This is a genomic window from Photobacterium salinisoli (assembly GCF_003614885.1).
GTDB classification, from domain to species: domain Bacteria; phylum Pseudomonadota; class Gammaproteobacteria; order Enterobacterales; family Vibrionaceae; genus Photobacterium; species Photobacterium salinisoli.
Genome location: NZ_QZMS01000007.1, coordinates 982330 through 1002265, shown reverse-complemented (window position 1 = coordinate 1002265; position 19936 = coordinate 982330). Strand labels below are relative to the sequence as shown.

The window sequence follows — 19936 nt, the reverse complement described above, 5'->3', positions numbered from 1 at the left end:
TGTGCAAGTAAAAAACATTGTTTATACGCAAAATGTGCAGTCAATGCACAATTAAAGTGCACTTTGAAAATATCAAAATTATTAATATTTTTATCATCTTTGTTTTTATCTCTTTTGTGGTTTTTTATCCTGCCTTTTAAATTAATGTTCAGATAATAAACCCAAATGAAGTTGAATGAGATCTTGTCGGTGTTTTGGCATGTCAAATGCTATAAGAATGTTAAATAAGGATGCGATGGATTACCTATCGTATGAAAATGCTGAGTTAGTGCGGTTATTTATGCATAAACCAGCATAAAGAATGGGATCATCATCATATGCAACTGCAAGACATGATGGCGATTTACAAATATTAAAACAGCACAAATAACCATTCAGGTTAGTCAACACAACAGACAGGAAGTCTTTATGAAAAACAAAAGAACCCTTTTTTCAGCTTCTTTAATTGCTTCATCGCTGATGCTGGCAGGTATTTCTGCAGGCGCTCATGCCGAAATGGCTTCAGGCTCTGAAACATTGGATAAAGTTAAACAAGCCGGTGTGCTTAAGTGCGGTGTCAGCACTGGGCTGCCGGGTTTTTCAAATACCGACGCCAAAGGGAACTGGGAAGGTATTGATGTTGAATTCTGCCGTGCCGTTGCGTCAGCTGTTCTGAAAGATGCCGACAAAGTGCAATATATTCCGCTGACGGCCAAAGAGCGTTTTACCGCGCTGCAATCTGGCGAAGTGGATGTGCTGTCTCGTAATACGACATGGACACTGCAACGTGATACAGCCCTGGGGTTGAATTTTGTCGGTGTTAACTATTATGACGGCCAGGGTTTTATGGTCAGTAAAGATTTAGGGGTGAAATCTGCGAAGGAACTGGATGGGGCGTCAGTCTGTATTCAGTCCGGCACCACAACAGAGCTGAATCTGGCGGATTACTTCCGTACTAACGGCATGAGCTTTAAGCCCGTCGTATTTGATACTTCCGATCAGACGGTGAAAGGCTTCGAAGCCGGGCGTTGCGACGTGCTGACCTCAGATCAGTCTCAGCTATATTCACTGCGTATCAAACTGGCTAACCCATCGTCAGCGGTTGTGTTGCCTGAAGTGATTTCAAAAGAACCTTTAGGGCCGGTTGTACGTCAGGGCGATGACAAATGGTTCAACATCGTGAAGTGGACACTGAGCGTGATGGTGAATGCCGAAGAGTACGGGATTAATCAAAGCAATGTCGATGCCAAACTGAAATCGACCGATCCAACCGTACGCCGCATTTTAGGTCTTGATGGTCCTAAAGGTGCCGGTCTGAGTCTTGCTGACGATTGGTCTTATCAGGTTATCAAGCAAGTGGGTAACTATGGCGACAGTTTTGAGCGAAATGTAGGCGCAGGCTCGCCACTGAAAATTGCACGTGGTCTTAATGCCCTCTGGAAAGACGGCGGGATTATGTACGCGCCACCAGTGCGTTAATTACCGGTTAACATTCAATACATGGCGGGGATATTTCCCCGCCTGATTGGAACAGCTTTTCATTCAAGATGAAAAGATGGGAATCCATTGGCTTAACAGGGTAGTTGTATGGCACTGAGTGAAGTTGAATTCGATGCTGTCACCGAAAAAGACAAAAAGAATGAAACGTCGGGCAAAAAAATGGCCACCGTTTCTGAAACACCTTCTTTGAACCTCCGTTCTTTAATTTATCATCCGGGCGCTCGCGCCGTTTTTTTCCAGTCGCTGCTTATTCTGGCTATCGGTGTGTTTTTATACACTGTTGTCAGCAATGCACTGGATAATTTAGCGCAGAGGGGAATAGCGACCGGTTTTGATTTTCTCGATCAAACCGCTGGCTTCGGCATTGGTATGTCGCTCATTGACTATGACGAGACATATAGCTACGGCCGGACTTTTCTTGTTGGATTACTGAATACGGCATTGGTCGGTATTCTTGGCATAGTGCTGGCAACAGCACTGGGTTTTGTTGTTGGCATTGCCCGCTTATCAAAAAACTGGTTGTTAAGCCGCCTGGCTGCGGTGTATATCGAAGTATTCCGAAATGTGCCGCTATTGCTGCAAATTCTTTTCTGGTATTTCGTTGTTCTGCGTGCTTTACCTTCGCCAAGACAATCATTGTCATTGGGTGAAGCCGCGTTCCTGAATGTTCGTGGTCTGTATGTGCCTGCACCCGTATATGAGCAAGGCGCCTGGATGGTGCTTGCTGCTGTTGTGATCAGTGTGATCGCGGGTGTGGCCGTCCATATGCGGGCCAGCCGGCATCAAAAGGCCACGGGGGAGCAGCGTCCGACCTGGCGCTATTCACTCGGTATGCTGCTGGTCTTGCCTGTGCTGACGTATTTTTTGTCGGGACAGCCGGTATCACTGGAATACCCTGAGCTGAAAGGTTTCAACTTTCGGGGCGGTATTTCCGTTATGCCTGAGCTGTTTGCTTTACTGGTTGCACTGAGCATTTATACCGCTTCGTTTATCGCTGAAATTGTTCGTTCAGGGATCATGGCTGTCAGTCATGGGCAGACGGAAGCGGCACACTCATTGGGGCTGAAGAATTCGCATACGCTCAGATTGATTGTTATCCCGCAGGCATTGCGTGTCATTGTGCCGCCTCTGACCAGCCAGTATCTGAACCTGGTCAAAAACTCTTCGCTGGCGATGGCGATAGGGTATCCGGACCTGGTGTCCGTGTTTGCCGGTACGACACTGAATCAGACAGGGCAGGCTATTGAGATAATTGCAATGACAATGGCAGTGTATCTGGCGCTGAGTTTGCTGACGTCACTTTTGATGAACATGTACAACCGCAAGATTGCGCTGGTGGAAAGGTAGTAAGAGGTAGCATGATGAAAACATTTGATTTTACGCCCTCAGAAGCCCCGCCGGCAAAGTTAACGGGCGTGAGCGGCTGGTTACGCAAAAACCTGTTTGCCGGTCCGGTCAATACAGTGGTCACACTGGTTTTGCTCTGGCTGGTTGTTACCTGGGCTGAGCAGATTTTCCAATGGGCCGTGCTGGATGCGGATTTCATTGGCTCAACGCGTGATGCCTGTTCCCGGGAAGGTGCATGCTGGGTGTTTATTCAGGCGCGGTTCGAACAGTTCATGTTTGGCTTTTATCCTGAATCAGAAATCTGGCGACCTGTGGTGTTTTTTGCAGCCACAGCAGGGTTAATCCTGTGGTTGCTGGTCGATCGTATCCCCTATAAAAAATGGGCATTACTGATCACTCTGATCCCATTTCCCGTTTTGTCAGCCATGCTGCTACACGGCGGTGCGGCTGGTCTGGAAACCGTGGAAACGCACCAGTGGGGCGGGTTGATGGTCACACTGATCATCGCGTTGACAGGTATACTGGCTTCCCTGCCTTTTGGGGTACTGCTGGCGCTCGGGCGTCGATCAAAAATGCCGGTTATCCGCAGCATCAGCACTGTGTATATTGAGTTCTGGCGTGGCGTACCATTAATTACCGTCCTTTTCATGGCGTCTGTCATGCTGCCGTTGTTCCTCTCTGGCGGAACGGAAATTGACAAATTACTGCGTGCACTGATTGGCGTGGTGCTCTTTAACTCGGCGTACATGGCTGAAGCGATAAGGGGCGGTTTACAGTCTATCTCGAAAGGGCAGTACGAAGCGGCGGAAGCCCTGGGTTTGGGCTACTGGAAAATGATGCGTTTAGTCATTCTGCCACAGGCGCTGAAAGTCAGTATTCCGTCGATCGTTAATACCTTTATTGCCTTGCTCAAAGATACCAGCCTGGTGCTGATTATCGGTATGTTCGATGTGCTGGGGATTGCTCAGTCGGCGAACAGTGATCCGGCCTGGCTCGGATTCTCAACGGAAAGTTATTTATTTGCGGCCTTCATTTTCTGGGTGATGTGCTTCGGAATGTCGCGCTACAGCCTTTATCTGGAAAACAAACTCCATACCGGGCATTGATCAATTACAAGGAAGTTAGGATGTCTATGATTGAAAAAGTGAACCAGAGTTCGGATAAAGAACCTGTCATCCGTCTGAAAAATGTCAACAAATGGTATGGTGAATTCCATGTGTTGAAAAATATTAACCTGGATGTGAAAAAGGGCGAAAAAATTGTGATCTGCGGGCCTTCCGGCTCGGGTAAATCGACCATGATTCGCTGTATTAACCATTTGGAAGAACACCAGCGCGGTGACATCGTTGTTGCCGGTACGGAGTTGAAGGACGATCTGAAAAATATCGAGCTGGTGCGCCGTGAAGTGGGTATGTGTTTCCAGCACTTCAATTTGTTTCCCCACCTGAGTGTGCTGGAAAACTGTACGCTGGCGCAGATGTGGGTAAAGAAAAAATCGCAGAAAGAAGCTGAAGCCCTGGCAATGAAGTACCTGGAGCGGGTACGGATTGCAGAACAGGCACACAAGTTTCCGGGTCAGTTGTCCGGTGGTCAGCAGCAGCGTGTTGCGATTGCCCGCTCCCTGTGCATGGAGCCGCAAATCATGCTGTTTGATGAGCCGACCTCCGCGCTTGATCCGGAAATGGTGCGTGAGGTGCTGGATGTGATGGTTGAGCTGGCTGAAGACGGCATGACCATGCTGTGTGTGACACACGAAATGGGTTTTGCCCGTGAAGTGGCGGACCGGGTTATTTTTATGGATGCCGGTGAAATTATTGAGCAGAATGCCCCGGAGGAGTTCTTCAGTAATCCGCAGTTTGACCGCACGCAAAATTTTCTGCAGCAGATCATTCACTGATTTTTCATCATTTATGCGGTATTCGCATGGTGGAGTGAACATATGTTATGGCGCCTTTTCAGGCGCCATTTTTCATTTTTTGTCAGCAAAAGAGCATTGGGTGTAACGCGCTGGCGGGCAAAACGTTAAATCGTCGCCGTTGATTCAATCAAAATCGCGTCGTGACGCCAGTATTCTAAATCGCAGTCAATCAGGTTGCCGCTTTGGTCGTAGTTCACCCGTTCGACAAACATGGCAGGCGTACCGGATGTTGCCCTAAGGTGGTGGGCGGTTTCTGCCATCAGGGAGGTAGAACGAACCCGGAACCGGGTCTTGGAATAAATGACACCGTATTGCTCACGGTACGTAGTCGTGAGCGAGTCGGTGATATTGTGTTCAAACAAATCAGGGAAATGGGTGGGCGAGATAAAATTCGTGACCACCACGACCGGACGATTATCGAGAAATCGCAGCCGGTCGATACGGTACACTTCGGTCAGTGGTTTGACATTCAGCAGCGAGGCTGCGCGCCGGCTGGCAGGAACACGTTTGGCAGAGAGCAGATCAGAACGTGCTTCGCGACCTTGCGCTTTGGCCATGGCCGGAAAATCTGTGGTGTAGGTCGGATCGTACAAGAGCGGCACCGGTGAGACAAACCAGCCCCGGCGATCTTCCCGATACAGCTTACCTTCGGCTTCGAGCAAGGCCAGCGATTCGCGCAAAGTGACTCGCGTTGTGTTGAAAGACTCCGCCAACTTACGTTCAGCAGGCAGTTTGTGTCCGCCTGCCAGAAGCCCGGCATCAATCTGTTCATTGATGGCTTCCATGATTCTTATATATTGCACGTTAATCCTTCCCATTGCCGACCAGGGTTCAACTGGTTAGCTATTATAAAGTCTGTTTTCACAGAGTCATTAGCGGTTACGCCAGGCTTGGGTGTATTTATCACTCAGGCGGTTTGCACCGAGATGCATGAGTTTCACTGCCGCCGCCGTCAAGAGGATCATGACTGCCATCGCGGCGGCAGGTCCGGTCTGACCGGCATCATCCATATTCAGGACAGACACGGAGGCTGGCATAGTGTCTGAGGCGTACAGAAAAACAATGGCCGACGTGGTGGTCATCGCATTCACAAACAAATATGTCGCAATGTCTAAAATGGCAGGGGTACACACAGGAACAGTGACTTTAAAGAATGTCTTGAACTGAGCAATGTTGAGCGATGCAGAGATCGCTTCGATTTCTCCCGGCAGCTGCTTCAACGCTGTCACTGCCGTCATATGGCCGACTGTGTAGTAGTGAGTAATGGTATTGACCACCAGTATGGTCAGTGTGCCGTAAACCCATGACAGCGGATTGTCGCTGTGGTTGAAGAAAAAGATGTAGCCCAGTCCTAGCACCATTCCCGGTACCGCCATCGGCAGAATCGCCAGCATTTGCAGCAGGTTACGCAGTGGGGCGAAGCTTTGTCCTTTTTCAATGCAGTAGGCACAGGTAAAAATCACCAAAGTGCCTGCCAGAGCGACCATCCCAGCCAGTTTCAGTGAATTGAAATACGGTGCCCAGCCATAGGTGCTGAATTCGGCAAAGTTGTAGTTGTTCAGGCTCAATGCGGTGTTCCAGGGCCAGAATGTAACCAAAGAACCGTACACGGCCATGGCAATGACACTCAGAATTGCCAGTGAGATCAGTGAGCAGAACAGCAAACACATGCCGTCACGAATGCGGTGTGGTTCAGGCTGGTAAGCCACTGAGCGGGCATCGAACAGGTTCTGCTGTTTTTTCTGTACCCAGCGGTCACCGGCAAAGGCCAGCAAAGCGGGCAGTAACAGCATGACGGACGTGACAGCACCCATGGCGAAGTTTTGCTGGCCAACCACTTGTTTGAAAATGTCGGTTGCCAACACATTGTATTGGCCGCCAATGACTTTAGGGACACCAAAGTCGCAGACAACCAGGGTAAATACCACGATCAACGCACTGATCAGGCCGTATTTGGCGCCCGGTAAAGTGACCAGAAAGAAGGTGCGTACGCTGGATGTATTAAGCGCTTTCGCGGCTTCGTAGAGCCGGGCATCAGATGTTTTCAGCGACGTACTGATGATCATCAAAGCATGAGGGAAGGTCCATAACACCAGGCCAATCGCAATGCCTATAGGGCCGTAAATACTGTGCCCGAACAGCATCTCTTTGGCGATGCCCTGATTACCGAACAGGTAGATAAGACTGATTGCAGGTAACAGTGATGGCGCCAGAATAGGGGCGGAGCCGATGACGGTAAAGACGCCTTTGAATGGCATACAACTGCGGGTTAAGGCAAAGGCAAAACCAAAAGCCAGCACACCAACAATGGCAGTGACAAGTGCACCTATCACGATGGTATTTTGCAATGATTGCCACAGGGCAGGTGATGCAAAGTAGGTCGCGAAATTTGCCAGGCCGACAAAGTCACCATCGGCGTTCTGTACACTTTTTTGCAGCATCGCAAGCAGCGGCGCGACGATAAAGGCGGCCATCAGTGTACTAAATACCACCAACAGTACGGCAAGAGTGACGTTGTCACGGCCAAAGTGATGACGCAGCCGTATGAGGGATTGTAAGAGACCTGGCTTTGACGTAAGAAGCGGTCGGGTCAGTTGGGTCATGGTGACATCCTGTTTATCGGCTTTGGCGGTAGATATGGGTATGCTTATCGGCAATATGCAACTGCAGATAGTTGCCTCGGCTCAGGCCAAGGTGACGCGTTTCCCTGATAGGAACATCCACCTTGATCGTCGGTAATTGGTGCGCCCCCTGAAGCTGGCAGTCGGCACGCATGAAAGTGCCCTGAAACTCCAGATCGTCTATGCGTACCAGCACGCTGCTGCCACTCTTCTCACCCGCGGGCAGAAAATGCAGATCTTCCGGTCTGAGTCCCAGTTCTACCTGCTCGCCGCGCTGGAATTGAGCGGCCGGAAGTGGCAGCAGGCTTTCACCGATTCGCATTTGCTGCTCACTCACGATTGAGGCAGGCAAGAAATTCATCTGGCCGACAAATTCAGCGACAAAACGGGAACTCGGGTTCTGATAGATTTCTTGCGGTGTGCCGACCTGTTCGATACAACCGTGATTCATGACCACGATACGGTCGGCCATCGCGAGTGCTTCTTCCTGATCGTGCGTCACCATAATGGTCGTAATACCCAGCTTGCGTTGTAAGCGGCGGATCTCTTCGCGTAAGTGGGATCGCACTTTTGCATCAAGGGCAGAAAGCGGTTCATCAAGCAGTAACAATCCTGGTGATAATGATAAGGCACGAGCAAGTGCCACCCGCTGCTGCTGTCCGCCGGATAACTGGCTTGGGTATTTATTGCCTGCTGTTGGCAGGGCAATGGTGTCCAGCCACTGGCTGACGATACTGTCTGTGTCTGCGACAGATTTTCCCTGATTGCGCAATCCAAGGCTCAGATTTTCATAGACAGTCAGATTAGGAAACAGGGCGTAAGACTGGAAAACAATACCAAAGTCCCGTTTTTCTGGCGGCAGGTAGGTGATGTCACGACCTGCTTGTTCAATCGTGCCTGCACTGGCCAGATCCAGTCCAGCGATGGCGCGCAGCAAGGTGGTTTTTCCACAGCCTGAAGGGCCAAGAAAACAGATAAATTCGCCTTTGTTGATATCCAGTGAAATGTCTTTCAAAGCCGTAAACTGACCAAACTGTTTACCGACTTGTGATATTTTCAGATAGGTTTCCATAGCAACGTCATTTCTCTATTTGGTATATACCAAATGTAGATCGAATGAATGACACTTGGATGACAGAAGCTTGACGATAAGAAGACAGCCGGTTGTGCCGATAAACAAAAAAGGCAACCTATGTGGTTGCCTTCTTGAGAAAGGATTGCGAGTCGGTTAAGAGCGCGGCTCAGATTTCGCGTCGAATTTATCCGACCAGGTTTTCAGCACACCTTCACGGCTGACTGCCATTTTAGCGAAGTCCATTTTCACCATGGCCTGCTGAACATTCGGGTAGTTCTTCACAGGCTTGTTCACGTCTTTGTGGCCGACAACAGGGTAAAACGCGTTATACAGCTGGTTTGCCTCTTTAGACAGAGACCAGTCAACCAGACGCTTCGCGGCATCTGACTGGGCGTTGACCAGACCAACCGCTTCGGCTTCCCAGCCAACACCGCCTTCAGGCAGGATGATGTCGATAGGTGCCCCCTGAGATTTCAGTTTTGCACCACGAATAGCCATAGAGATACCAATGGCAACCTCACCCATACCTGCCTGGACACATGGCTTGGAACCAGAGTGAGTGTAATGAGCAATGTTCTGATCCAGTTTGGTCATATAATCCCAGCCTTTTTGCTCACCCATGGTTTGCAGCCAGGCAGACACCTGCATATAACCTGTGCCGGAAGAGGCAGGGTTGGGCATGGCAATGTGGCCTTTGTACTCAGGTTTGAGCAGGTCATCCCAGTTCGTTGGCTTGCTCAGACCCAGTTGCTCGGCCACTTTCTTATTGAAGCAGACCGCATTAAAGAAGGCATCGTTACCAAACCAGGCCGGGTTGGCTTGCGGGTCGATAAGATTGCTGTGGATCTTGCTCAGTTCCTTTGGCTGATAGGGCTTTAGTACACCTTCTTCTTTCAGCAGTGCCATTGAAGAGCCGGCCAGCCCCCACACAACATCCGCGCGAGGGTTGCTTTTTTCGGCCAGCAGCTTGGCCGTCATGATGCCTGTGGAATCCCTTACCCATTTGATTTTGATATCCGGGTTTGCTTTTTCAAATCCTGTTTTGAATTTTGCCAGCATGTCTGTTTCGAACGCTGTGTATACCGTCAGTTCCTGTGAGGCGAATGCCTGAGTGCTGCTCAGAGCCATCAATGCCGCCAGGGGTGCAACAAGCCATGTCTTTTTCATTTGTCCTTCCTAAAAAGTAAATGTGGTATGTACCAGATTGGTTCGACACGGAAGATGCTAGGTGCCATTTATGACAGTTCGATGATTGCCAGATGTCAGTTTCATGAGGACTGTGTGATCGTGATTCAGCGCAAGTTTGTGTTGAAAATCGGCGAATGTTGCCATTATTAAACTTTTATGAAGACTGGTTCTGTCGGATTTACAGCACGGGTTTGCCATCGCTATAGTGATTTCGTATCTGGTATAGTCCAAAGAGATCAACTAATGGCAAACTCCGACAATCAATATCTACTTCTCACGCCTGGCCCGCTGACGACAACACAAACTGTGCGGGAAGCCATGCTGAAAGACTGGTGCACCTGGGATGATGACTACAATGTTGGCGTGGTTCAGCACATTCGTCAGCAACTGGTTGCCCTGGCCACTGCGCACGACGGTTATACCAGTGTGCTCATGCAGGGCAGCGGTACCGCCTCTGTTGAGGCAACCTTAGGCTCTGTGATTCCGGCTGGCGGAAAGTTACTGGTGATTAACAATGGTGCTTACGGTGCCCGTATTGCACAAATTGCATGCTGCCTGAACATCCCGCACGTGAACTGGTCTTTAGGGGAAATAACCCAGCCTGACGTCAACGAGCTGGAACGTTTGCTGGCAGCCGATTCCGCTATCACCCATGTTGCTATGGTGCACTGTGAAACAACCACAGGCATGCTGAATCCGTTACAAGCGGTATGCGAAAAAGTGAAAGCGGCCGGTAAAGTGATGATCCTGGATGCCATGTCGAGTTTCGGCGGTATCCCTATGGATATCGGCGATTTGGGCATCGATTTTCTGATCAGCTCAGCAAACAAGTGCATTCAGGGAGTACCAGGTTTTGGCTTTGTGATTGCACGCCGTTCATTGTTGGAAGCATGCCACGGACGTGCGCGTTCAGTGTCGCTGGATCTCTACGATCAGTGGCAGTGTATGGAAAACAACCATGGCAAGTGGCGCTTCACATCACCGACTCACACAGTGCGGGCGTTTGCTCAGGCGTTGACCGAACTGGAACAGGAAGGGGGCATTGAAGCGCGCTTTCAGCGCTATCGCACCAATCAACAAACGCTGGTGGCTGGCATGTCACGGCTGGGTTTTGAAAGTCTGCTCGATAAAGCGCTTCATTCTCCCATTATTACGTCTTTTCATTCTCCGCACTCATCGTTTTATGACTTTAGGCGCTTTTATGAATGCCTGAAAACCAAAGGATTCGTGATTTATCCGGGTAAAGTCTCTGATGCAGACTGTTTCCGTATCGGCAATATCGGTGATGTTCATCCGGGCGACATTCAGCGCCTGCTGGAGGCGATTAACGAGTCTATGTTTTGGGAGAGTGAAGCGCAAACGGCCGGAGAGCAGGCATGACGTCCCTGCATACTGATCTCAGCCAGCGTGCGCTGGCCTGTGAAGGAGACACGAATACGTCCTCTGCACGGGTACGATGGACAAACAGTATCTCGGACCGGCAGACACAGGCACTGCTGGAGGAAGACAGTCAGTACTTTTTGCATCAGGCCATGTCGACACCCTGTCTGGATGCCCTGGAAAGTGCAGAGGGGATTTATCTGACTGATGTGGCCGGCAAACGCTATATGGATTTTCATGGCAACAATGTCCATCAGCTGGGTTACGGCCACCCGGAGATACTGGCTGCCATTCAGACCCAGTTAGCCAAACTGCCATTCGCCCCCCGTCGTTTCACGCACCAGAGCGCCGTTGACTGTGCCCGTGAACTGACCCGCATTGCCGGCGGTGAGCTGAACCGGGTGCTGTTCGCGCCGGGAGGCACATCCGTGGTAGGCATGGCACTGAAGCTGGCTCGCCGTATTACAGGCAATCCCAAAGTGGTGTCCCTCTGGGATGCATTTCACGGCGCATCGCTGGATGCGATTTCTGTGGGTGGAGAAGCTTGCTTTCGAGAAGGTATGGGGCCACTGATGGCCGGGGTTGAACGTATCCCACCGCCGGTTCGCTATCGGGGCGCTTTCCCGCGTGATGATGACTCAGATGTGCATTACGCCGATTATCTGGAATACGTGATTGAGAAAGAAGGCGGGATTGGTGCCTTCATCGCAGAAGGGGTGCGGAATACCGATGTTCAGGTGCCCAGCCAGGCCTATTGGCAGCGCGTCCGGGACATTTGTGATCGCCACAATGTGCTGCTGATTATTGATGACATCCCCAATGGGATGGGCCGGACCGGCCACTGGTTTACACACCAGGCATTCGGTATCGAACCGGACATACTTTGCATCGGCAAGGGGCTGGGCGGCGGCGTCGTGCCAATGGCAGCCATGCTGACGAAAGACAGGTACAACACAGCGACTCAGGTTTCGCTGGGCCATTACACCCACGAGAAGAGCCCGATAGGCTGCGCGGCGGCGTTAGCCACCATCCGGGTCATCGAACAGCAGCAATTGCTGCAAAAAGTCCGTCGTGATGCGGTGTACATGGCTGAGAGGCTGGAGGCCATGAAGGCGCGGTTGCCAATCATAGGTGATATCCGCGGTATCGGTCTGCTGTGGGGCATTGAGCTGGTTGAAGACAGGGAAACAAAAGTACGCGCCTATGACGCGGCAGAGCAGGTGATGTACCACTGTCTGGCACGCGGACTGAGCTTTAAAGTTTCTCAGGGAAATGTATTACAACTTAGCCCGCCTTTGATTATTGCCAGAGAAGAGCTGGCGCTGGCCATGGACTGGCTGGAAGACGCAATTGAATCTGTGTGCAAGCATGTTAATTAACCATTGAGTCAGAGCCTGAAGCGACAGGCCACGAACTGAACGAGAAATTGAAGATGAATACGCAAGTAGAAGCGGTAATTTTTGACTGGGCGGGAACGGTTGTAGACTTCGGCTCCTTCGCACCAACCACCATTTTTGTTGAAGCGTTTAAACGTGAATACGATTTTGATATTTCACTGGCAGAAGCCCGCGTACCTATGGGATTGGGGAAGTGGGATCATATTAAGGCGGTGGGTGAATTACCTGATGTGGCTGCCCGGTGGGAAAGCCGGTTTGGGCGCGCCATGAGCAAAGAAGACATTGACACTATCTACCAGACGTTCATGCCGTTACAGGTGGCAAAAGTTGCAGAGCATGCCGATTTGATTCCAGGTACCACTGAGGTCGTTGCCCGGCTTCGTGAGCAGGGTATCAAGCTGGGCTCATGTTCGGGCTATCCCAGAGTCGTGATGAACGAATTGCTGCCGGCGGCGGCTGAAAAAGGGTTCGCGCCTGATTATGTGGTCGCCACCGATGATCTTGCCGCGGGCGGCCGTCCAGGTCCGTTTATGGCGCTGCAAAATGTGATCGCACTGGGTATAGGTAATGTGGCCGCTTGCGTCAAAATAGATGACTCAGTACCGGGTATCGAAGAAGGACACAATGCAGGTATGTGGACTGTCGCGTTATTACTGTCTGGTAATGAAGCGGGACTGACTGAAAAAGAATACTTATCCGCCTCTGAGCATGATCTGGCCGTTGCGAGAGACAAAGCGCGTAAAGCCTTTAATGGTTGTAATGCACACTATCAGATAGATACAGTGGCTGACTTGCCCGATGTCATTGCTGATATTAATCGCAGACTCGCCGCAGGTGAGCGTCCTTAAATCTGTTTCTGAACGTTATTTAGCCAAAAAGCCAGGTTCTGTTGCCATTATTTTCATAATACTGAGCTGAACAGCCTGGCTTTATTCATATTGCTGCACTTAATTCGTTTGTTGAATTTATGCCTGAATAAGAGGCGTATTGGTGCAAGTGCCCGATTTTAATACACATCTCAACTTTCCTCTTATCGCCGTTCATCAGTGCATTATTCCTGTTATATTTTTAAGTGCATGTATTTATTATGTTATTTTGCATTCTCATTATGTATTGATTCACATGTTACCAGTGTTGGCTTAGTTATTGCTTTATTTAAAACAAGAGGTAATTTGGATTTAGTGAGGTGTTATCCCGGCTTAAGGTTTAAATAAAGTGTTTAATTTGTTGCTTTTGAGTTAACAAATGCAGTGAGTTAGCAAAAACTGAAAAATTACAAAGCATGAAGAGTTGTTTAAAATGCGTTCAAATGATGTTAATTAAGTGTTTTTCCAATATTTTTTAATTGATGCGAAGCAAGAAAAAACACGATCATGCGCAAAAAAATGAAGAGATAAAAAAGTAAGTGATTGGCGAAGCCTTTATAGTGTCTCGCTAAATAAAGCATTCGTCCAATTTACTTTAGCTTGCACATTAATGCTGTTGAATTCTTGTGAAGGAAAGTTATGAAATCTTCAGTTGAAGCCCAACAAGCGAAAGAGATTGTGTTTGATTACACCTCATTTCTGTCGGTGTTGTGTCATCACAGACCAACCTTGTGGGATGCGTTTAAAGTGGTGCTGCCAGCATTGGAATTTTCCTGGGGCAGATCGTCTGGTTCTGGTGCCAGCAAGACGGAACGCTTACGTAACCAGGCGCTTAAAGTTTTGTCTACCCATACCAGCGATGTGAACAACCTGGTGAGATTGTTGCGCTTGGCACGTATGGAACAAATTTTTGAGCTCGACATCCGCCTGCCGTATTCGTTGGATCAGGAACAGCTGGATCTGATTACAGAAAAAGCAGAATGTGAGATTCAGGAAATTGGCAATAATGGCGAACAATTGCACATTCGTTTAATGGTGCCCTGAATCCGGGCTGCACTTATGCTTGTCTGCGCCAAGATGACGACATAGGTGATGGATAAACAAGCGTAGAAAAATGCCAGTTGAATGTATTCGATTCCTGGCATTTTTCATTTCAGTTGCAAGCAATCGTTTCCGTGGCTTTTCAATGCAGCAGGGTACTGGCTTGCTGAGTCCGATTGATGATAAACGCCATTGAGTTGCCGTGAACAGCAGCATCATGAATGGTTTTGTTGCAATACTCCTGCACATTCCCGCTGGCGATGACCGCACTACAATTCCCCATATGCAAAGCTTTTGCCATCAACATCTGGGTGGATTGCTTGTTCTTTTCTTTTAACACCAGTACTTTATTAATATCGACTCCGGCATTGCTAAGCAGTTGGCGATCCAGCAGCGCATCGGCACCGATAAACATAATCCACCGGTTTTGCTCGCTGGCCTGTTTTAGCAGTCTGAGCAGATAGGCGAGCTGGGCTTGTTCATGATCGCAGAAACTGACTTCGATAGGATACTGAACCTGGTTGGAACTCAGGGAAGAAGAATGAGACAGAAAAGTGGATTTGTATACCTGAGAAGCGGTCACTGATTGGATACTGTCTAATTGTGCTGTCATGAGAGTTCCATCCTCTGCTAGAGTCGATGTTATTGTTTATTTATACATGCTGTATGTCTATACAGTAGTTTTGAACGTTAAGGGATGCAAGTGTTTTTTTGGGCCTGATTCACAATATCCTGATCTGACTGGCTTTCTCTGATATCAATAATCTTAATTAAATTATTGATAATAAATGCTTTTGTTTGAGTTTGTTATCCTGTTTCGTTGGGTGGATTTTAAACGAATTTTTGCTGTCGGTATGATGGTCTGTTTATTTATACAGTATGTATGGACAGTGCCTTATACAGTACTCTTTCCTCAATACAGATCGGAAAACGACGTTGGAGTGAACTATGAAAAAGAGAATCTGCCTGAATGGCTGGGCAAAATGCTCGATAGTGCTGTTGGCGGGCTGGCTGTTTTTGACGGGGTGCAGTGAGGCTTTGTCCGTCTCTGTGACACCGGTAAAAGGTGTTGATCACATTGAGCAGCAAGAAAAATCGCTCGATGTGTATTGTTCGTCAGGTATTTGCAGCTTCGGGCTGGAAAGCAATCAGAAAGTGACCCTGTCGGTGAATATGTTTTATGGCACAGAGCAACCCTTTACGAAAATTGAAGGGGTGAGTGTGACCGGAGAGTCTGGCGGGACACTAAACATGGTGGGGCAGCATCAGTTCACGCTTGAGATAGTACCGCAAAATACACCTGTCTCTGTGCAAGTGGTAGATTATTATCGGTAATCATCGCCTGGTAAATGAAATCACATAAAAGTAAAGCAATGGTTATAGAAACTTAGGTGTTTACTGGCTTCTATTAACTGAAATTTTGTTAACGACCGCAGATAGCGTTGATTTGTGTTAGCAATAGCCAAAATCATGGTCTGATGGCTTGATTTAAACACTATTCATCAGTAGTATCCGCACCTCTTTTTTATGTGGTGGTGTATATGAGCAGATTTGATTGCCTTGAGAGAATTGTCGAAGAATACCGCAAGAAGGTTCGTGACGCAGAATTCAATAAACACAACGACAGCGAAGTTGCGAAAGTCCTGGTTTTACTTGTAGGAAACTCAATGTTCAACCTGGCAGATGAATTTGCAGATTGGGTAAACCGTGGTGGTGATCGCAGCTACGGCGGTAAGTTTTTTGTGTCTAAGCAACTGATGACGTTACTGGAACCTGTGACCTTCCGAGGGGTTACCGTGCGTCGTGATTCAATCAAGTTATTCCGCATTGGTTGATACCTGTGCGTTACCTTGTCACTAAGCTCGCATAAAGAAATTGAGAATTGACCGCAGGCCTTTGTTTTGTCGAAGGTAAGAAAAAGGATGCTCCGGCATCCTTTTTTCGTTTCTGCAGCTGCATCAGTGCTGGCAGGGCTGGCTGGATCTCAATACAGAAATGTGGTCTGATACCGCCCTGAAGTCAGTCAAGTACAAAGAGAGCAGTCGATGGATGCAGAATTTTGGCATAGCCGCTGGGCAGAGAACCGAATCGGATTTCATTTAAACGACACTAACCCGGTATTACCTTATTACTGGCCAAAATTAGGGCTGCAACGCGAAGATACTGTGTTTGTGCCTATGTGCGGTAAATCTCTGGATTTGACCTGGCTGGCAGAAAAGCACCATCAGGTGACTGGTGTCGAGTTAAGTGAAATTGCTGTCCGTGCATATTTTGCCGAGCATTTGTATTTACCGACTGTCACTGCATTAGGTAACGGGCATACTCTTTATGAGTTTGATGAGGTCCGTATTTATTGTGGTGACTATTTCACTGCGCCTGTTCAGCCTGCAGATGCTGTGTATGATCGCGCGGCGCTGATTGCGATGCCGGAGAGCATGCGACAAAGCTATGTGCAGCGCCTGCTATCTTTAGTGAAGCCAGGCGGAAAGATCATGCTGGTGACACTTGATTATATTCAGGAAGAAATGGCGGGGCCGCCGTTCAGCGTCGAAGCAGACGAAGTGCGATCACTCTTTGCAGGCTGTGAAGTTACTCATATCGCTCGGCAAGACGCCGATGAATCACACCCGCGACGTCAGCAGGGCTTAAGTCGTTTTGCTGAAGAAGTCTGGTTTATTCGAACGCCAGTCTGACAATCTTTTTTAGTGTGACTGTGCTTTCAGTCACACTTGTTTGTCCTGATTATTATGCATTTTTATCATTAGCTTAATCCCGTCTATAGTCAAAATACCAGACGGAGGTGAGTAATGAATGTACGAATTTCGAAGGACAGTTTTCACAGTAAAAAAACCTTGGATATTGGCGGTCAGCGCTTTGATTATTATGACCTGACTGCACTGCGTCATTTGGGAGAGGTTGACCGCTTACCTTTTTCCCTGAAAGTGTTACTGGAGAACCTGCTCAGGTTTGAAGATGGTGACACTGTCACAAAATCCGACATCCAATCTATTATTGATTGGCTTGATACCCGCCGTTCTGACAAAGAAATTCAATACCGCCCGGCCCGTGTGCTAATGCAGGATTTTACCGGTGTGCCGGCTGTCGTCGATCTGGCTGCGATGCGGGACGCCATGACCCGGGCGGGTAAAAACCCCGACACGATCAATCCACAGTCGGCTGTTGATCTGGTGATAGATCACTCTGTGATGGTGGATGTTTACGCCTCTGAGCAGGCGTTTGACCGAAACGTTGAACTTGAAATGCAGCGTAATATAGAGCGCTATCAGTTTTTGCGCTGGGGCCAGCAAGCCTTTACGAATTTTCGTGTTGTGCCGCCGGGAACGGGAATATGCCACCAGGTAAACCTTGAATACCTTGGACAGTCCGTGTGGCAGGACAATGGCGTTCTGTATCCGGACACGCTGGTCGGAACCGACTCGCATACCACTATGATTAATGCTTTGGGCGTGCTTGGCTGGGGTGTTGGCGGTATTGAAGCGGAAGCCGCTATGCTTGGTCAGCCAATCTCTATGTTAATCCCGGAAGTGATTGGTTTTCACCTCAGTGGCAAATTACATCCGGGCGTGACGGCAACCGATCTTGTCTTAACTGTCACTGAAATGCTGCGTAAAAAAGGGGTGGTCGGTAAGTTCGTCGAATTCTACGGCCCGGGTTTGGATGCTCTGCCTCTGGCTGATCGGGCGACAATTGCCAATATGGCGCCTGAATACGGTGCAACCTGCGGGTTCTTTCCGATAGATCAGGAAACGCTGCGGTATATGCGTCTTTCCGGGCGCAGTGAGTCCCTGATTGCCCGTGTTGAAGCCTATGCCAAAGCCAATGCCATGTGGCGCGATTCCAGCCGGCCTGAGCCTTTTTATACAGATACTCTGGCACTGGCACTGGATGAGGTTGTCCCGAGTCTGGCCGGCCCCAAGCGTCCGCAGGACAGAGTCTCGCTGCCTGACATCAAAACCGCAACGGAAGATTTACTGACATTGAGCGGACTGCAACCAGAGCAGCAAATCCAGGTTGATTTGGGCGTACCCGGCGAGGAGACTGAAGGTCGGACGTTTTCACTGACTCACGGTGATGTCGTGATTGCCGCCATCACATCCTGCACTAACACTTCTAATCCCAGCGTGATGTTAGCCGCGGGTTTGCTGGCAAAGAATGCGGTGGAAAAAGGTCTGCAGACCAAGCCCTGGGTGAAAAGCTCTCTGGCACCTGGTTCGAAAGTGGTGACCCGGTACTTTGAGGCATCGGGCCTGCAGGACTATCTGAACAAGTTGGGGTTCAATTTAGTGGGGTATGGCTGTACGACCTGTATCGGTAATTCCGGACCGTTACTTGCCCCAATCGAAAAAGCCATCAATGACGCTAACCTTACTGTTTCCTCGGTGCTGTCGGGCAACCGAAACTTTGAGGGCCGCGTCCATCCCCTGGTGAAAGCGAACTGGCTGGCATCTCCGCCTCTGGTGGTTGCCTTTGCTTTGGCTGGCACGACAAGTATTGATTTGACCCAAGAGCCTCTGGGTCATGACAGTAATGGCCAGCCGGTGTATCTGAAAGATGTCTGGCCATCTCAGGAAGACATTGACCTGGCGATGAGGGAAGTGAAGAACAGCATGTTCGAGCAGGAATATGCGGACATTTTTGCCGGCGACGATATCTGGCAGCAAATCACCATTAATAAAGGGAATACTTATCAGTGGCGGCCAGACTCTACTTACGTTCGCCTTCCGCCTTATTTTGACGAGATAACGCAGCCGCTAAAGCCGCTGAAAGATATTGAAAATGCAGCTATTCTGGCGCTGTTTGGTGACTCAATAACGACCGACCACATCTCACCGGCGGGTAACATTAAGGCAGACAGCCCGGCCGGCCATTATTTGCAGGAGCAGGGGATTGAACCGGCAGATTTCAATTCCTACGGTTCACGGCGCGGTAATCACGAAGTCATGATGCGCGGCACTTTTGCCAATATTCGCATTAGGAACCTGATGCTCAAAGGTAAAGAAGGCGGGTACACCATTTACCAGCCGACAGGTGAAGAAGTATCCATTTATGATGCTGCGATGAAGTATCAGGACCAGAACATACCTCTGGTGATTTTTGCCGGGAAAGAATATGGCACAGGATCAAGCCGGGACTGGGCCGCGAAAGGGACCAGCTTACTGGGCGTGAAAGCGGTACTGGCCGAAAGCTTTGAGCGAATTCACCGTTCAAATCTGGTGGGTATGGGGGTGATTCCTGTGGAGCTTCCTGAAGGTTTACTGGCTTCATTGGCGTTAACCGGCAAGGAAAAGGTACAGCTGAAAGGCGTTGATACCTTATCGCCGGGGGCAGCGTTGACGCTTGAAATCACCAACGAACAGGGACAAGAGTCACAATATAGCGTAAAAGCCCGGGTCGATACCCGAACAGAAATGGCGTACCTCAAGGCTGGAGGCATTTTGCATTATGTTTTAAGAACAATGATTTCTGCCGAATGAAAATGCGTTTATCTGTAATTATTTGACAGCTGGTATGTCAAATATTTGTCATTTGTATGGTTATAGGTTCGTATTGTCGTGATATTGCAGTTACAGTAGAGTGACAAGCTTAAAGAGAGCTCTATCAGT

At 49.1% G+C, this 19936-nt stretch carries 17 protein-coding genes; 12 read left to right on the top strand and 5 right to left on the bottom strand.

Features of this window, described 5'->3' with window-relative positions:
- Nucleotides 1–408: 408 nt before the first annotated feature.
- The 4 genes from D6M16_RS05195 to D6M16_RS05180 all read left to right on the top strand — a co-directional run bounded on the left by D6M16_RS05195 (nucleotide 409) and on the right by D6M16_RS05180 (nucleotide 4723).
- Nucleotides 409–1458, top strand: coding sequence for an amino acid ABC transporter substrate-binding protein (locus D6M16_RS05195; protein ID WP_120510874.1), 1050 nt, complete (start codon nucleotides 409–411; stop codon nucleotides 1456–1458).
- A 180-nt stretch (nucleotides 1459–1638) separates the two neighbouring features.
- The gene (locus D6M16_RS05190) at nucleotides 1639–2826 is read left to right on the top strand and encodes an amino acid ABC transporter permease (protein WP_120511877.1); all 1188 of its coding nucleotides are present in this window, start codon (nucleotides 1639–1641) and stop codon (nucleotides 2824–2826) included.
- Nucleotides 2827–2840: 14 nt separating this feature from the next.
- Nucleotides 2841–3932, top strand: coding sequence for an amino acid ABC transporter permease (locus D6M16_RS05185; RefSeq protein ID WP_120511876.1), 1092 nt, complete (start codon nucleotides 2841–2843; stop codon nucleotides 3930–3932).
- A gap of 26 nt (nucleotides 3933–3958) precedes the next feature.
- On the top strand, nucleotides 3959–4723 hold the full coding sequence (locus tag D6M16_RS05180; protein WP_120511875.1) for an amino acid ABC transporter ATP-binding protein: 765 nt from the start codon (nucleotides 3959–3961) through the stop codon (nucleotides 4721–4723).
- Nucleotides 4724–4848: 125 nt separating this feature from the next.
- Here D6M16_RS05180 and phnR read toward each other — a convergent pair whose 3' ends face one another.
- From phnR to D6M16_RS05160, 4 genes are all read right to left on the bottom strand, one after another.
- Entirely contained in the window at nucleotides 4849–5547 is a 699-nt protein-coding gene (gene phnR / locus D6M16_RS05175) for a phosphonate utilization transcriptional regulator PhnR (RefSeq protein ID WP_120510873.1), read from the bottom strand.
- A gap of 69 nt (nucleotides 5548–5616) precedes the next feature.
- Nucleotides 5617–7347 carry a putative 2-aminoethylphosphonate ABC transporter permease subunit gene (locus tag D6M16_RS05170; RefSeq protein WP_120510872.1) on the bottom strand — a complete coding sequence of 577 codons (1731 nt, stop codon included), beginning with the start codon at nucleotides 7345–7347 and terminating at the stop codon, nucleotides 5617–5619.
- A 13-nt stretch (nucleotides 7348–7360) separates the two neighbouring features.
- Nucleotides 7361–8437: a putative 2-aminoethylphosphonate ABC transporter ATP-binding protein gene (locus tag D6M16_RS05165; protein ID WP_120510871.1), complete on the bottom strand. Its 1077-nt coding sequence runs from the start codon at nucleotides 8435–8437 to the stop codon at nucleotides 7361–7363.
- 156 nt (nucleotides 8438–8593) lie between these two features.
- A complete protein-coding gene (locus D6M16_RS05160; protein ID WP_120510870.1) occupies nucleotides 8594–9607 on the bottom strand; it encodes a putative 2-aminoethylphosphonate ABC transporter substrate-binding protein in 1014 nt (337 codons plus the stop codon).
- Between the two features lie 264 nt (nucleotides 9608–9871).
- On the opposite strand from D6M16_RS05160, the gene phnW reads away from it, so the two are divergent.
- From phnW to D6M16_RS05140, 4 genes are all read left to right on the top strand, one after another.
- Nucleotides 9872–11008, top strand: coding sequence for a 2-aminoethylphosphonate--pyruvate transaminase (gene phnW, locus D6M16_RS05155; protein ID WP_120510869.1), 1137 nt, complete (start codon nucleotides 9872–9874; stop codon nucleotides 11006–11008).
- The gene (locus tag D6M16_RS05150) at nucleotides 11005–12387 is read left to right on the top strand and encodes an aspartate aminotransferase family protein (RefSeq protein WP_120510868.1); all 1383 of its coding nucleotides are present in this window, start codon (nucleotides 11005–11007) and stop codon (nucleotides 12385–12387) included. Before phnW ends, D6M16_RS05150 begins: the two co-directional genes overlap by 4 nt.
- 53 nt (nucleotides 12388–12440) lie before the next feature.
- Complete coding sequence (gene phnX / locus D6M16_RS05145; protein ID WP_120510867.1) at nucleotides 12441–13253, top strand: phosphonoacetaldehyde hydrolase; 813 nt, start codon at nucleotides 12441–12443, stop codon at nucleotides 13251–13253.
- Nucleotides 13254–13910: 657 nt separating this feature from the next.
- Nucleotides 13911–14315, top strand: a complete 405-nt coding sequence (locus D6M16_RS05140) for a hypothetical protein (RefSeq protein ID WP_120510866.1) — start codon at nucleotides 13911–13913, stop codon at nucleotides 14313–14315.
- A 139-nt stretch (nucleotides 14316–14454) separates the two neighbouring features.
- Here D6M16_RS05140 and D6M16_RS05135 read toward each other — a convergent pair whose 3' ends face one another.
- The gene (locus D6M16_RS05135; protein WP_120510865.1) at nucleotides 14455–14925 is read right to left on the bottom strand and encodes a SulA-like leucine-rich domain-containing protein; all 471 of its coding nucleotides are present in this window, start codon (nucleotides 14923–14925) and stop codon (nucleotides 14455–14457) included.
- Between the two features lie 335 nt (nucleotides 14926–15260).
- On the opposite strand from D6M16_RS05135, the gene D6M16_RS05125 reads away from it, so the two are divergent.
- From D6M16_RS05125 to acnA, 4 genes are all read left to right on the top strand, one after another.
- Complete coding sequence (locus D6M16_RS05125; RefSeq protein ID WP_162940933.1) at nucleotides 15261–15647, top strand: spore gernimation protein; 387 nt, start codon at nucleotides 15261–15263, stop codon at nucleotides 15645–15647.
- Nucleotides 15648–15853: 206 nt separating this feature from the next.
- Nucleotides 15854–16147, top strand: a complete 294-nt coding sequence (locus D6M16_RS05120; RefSeq protein ID WP_027252174.1) for a hypothetical protein — start codon at nucleotides 15854–15856, stop codon at nucleotides 16145–16147.
- 210 nt (nucleotides 16148–16357) lie between these two features.
- Nucleotides 16358–17005 (top strand): thiopurine S-methyltransferase, encoded by a 648-nt coding sequence (locus tag D6M16_RS05115; RefSeq protein WP_120510862.1) that lies wholly within the window; start codon nucleotides 16358–16360, stop codon nucleotides 17003–17005.
- 114 nt (nucleotides 17006–17119) lie between these two features.
- Nucleotides 17120–19807: an aconitate hydratase AcnA gene (gene acnA, locus D6M16_RS05110; protein WP_120510861.1), complete on the top strand. Its 2688-nt coding sequence runs from the start codon at nucleotides 17120–17122 to the stop codon at nucleotides 19805–19807.
- Nucleotides 19808–19936: the final 129 nt, after the last annotated feature.

Bases quoted from the DNA above. Each gene is read 5' to 3' on its own strand.
- D6M16_RS05195 (WP_120510874.1), top strand. From the start codon at position 409: ATGAAAAACAAAAGAACCCTTTTTTCAGCTTCTTTAATTGCTTCATCG.
- D6M16_RS05190 (WP_120511877.1), top strand. From the start codon at position 1,639: ATGGCCACCGTTTCTGAAACACCTTCTTTGAACCTCCGTTCTTTAATT.
- D6M16_RS05185 (WP_120511876.1), top strand. From the start codon at position 2,841: ATGAAAACATTTGATTTTACGCCCTCAGAAGCCCCGCCGGCAAAGTTA.
- D6M16_RS05180 (WP_120511875.1), top strand. From the start codon at position 3,959: ATGATTGAAAAAGTGAACCAGAGTTCGGATAAAGAACCTGTCATCCGT.
- D6M16_RS05170 (WP_120510872.1), bottom strand. From the start codon at position 7,347: ATGACCCAACTGACCCGACCGCTTCTTACGTCAAAGCCAGGTCTCTTA.
- D6M16_RS05165 (WP_120510871.1), bottom strand. From the start codon at position 8,437: ATGGAAACCTATCTGAAAATATCACAAGTCGGTAAACAGTTTGGTCAG.
- D6M16_RS05160 (WP_120510870.1), bottom strand. From the start codon at position 9,607: ATGAAAAAGACATGGCTTGTTGCACCCCTGGCGGCATTGATGGCTCTG.
- phnW (WP_120510869.1), top strand. From the start codon at position 9,872: ATGGCAAACTCCGACAATCAATATCTACTTCTCACGCCTGGCCCGCTG.
- D6M16_RS05150 (WP_120510868.1), top strand. From the start codon at position 11,005: ATGACGTCCCTGCATACTGATCTCAGCCAGCGTGCGCTGGCCTGTGAA.
- phnX (WP_120510867.1), top strand. From the start codon at position 12,441: ATGAATACGCAAGTAGAAGCGGTAATTTTTGACTGGGCGGGAACGGTT.
- D6M16_RS05140 (WP_120510866.1), top strand. From the start codon at position 13,911: ATGAAATCTTCAGTTGAAGCCCAACAAGCGAAAGAGATTGTGTTTGAT.
- D6M16_RS05135 (WP_120510865.1), bottom strand. From the start codon at position 14,925: ATGACAGCACAATTAGACAGTATCCAATCAGTGACCGCTTCTCAGGTA.
- D6M16_RS05125 (WP_162940933.1), top strand. From the start codon at position 15,261: ATGAAAAAGAGAATCTGCCTGAATGGCTGGGCAAAATGCTCGATAGTG.
- D6M16_RS05120 (WP_027252174.1), top strand. From the start codon at position 15,854: ATGAGCAGATTTGATTGCCTTGAGAGAATTGTCGAAGAATACCGCAAG.
- D6M16_RS05115 (WP_120510862.1), top strand. From the start codon at position 16,358: ATGGATGCAGAATTTTGGCATAGCCGCTGGGCAGAGAACCGAATCGGA.
- acnA (WP_120510861.1), top strand. From the start codon at position 17,120: ATGAATGTACGAATTTCGAAGGACAGTTTTCACAGTAAAAAAACCTTG.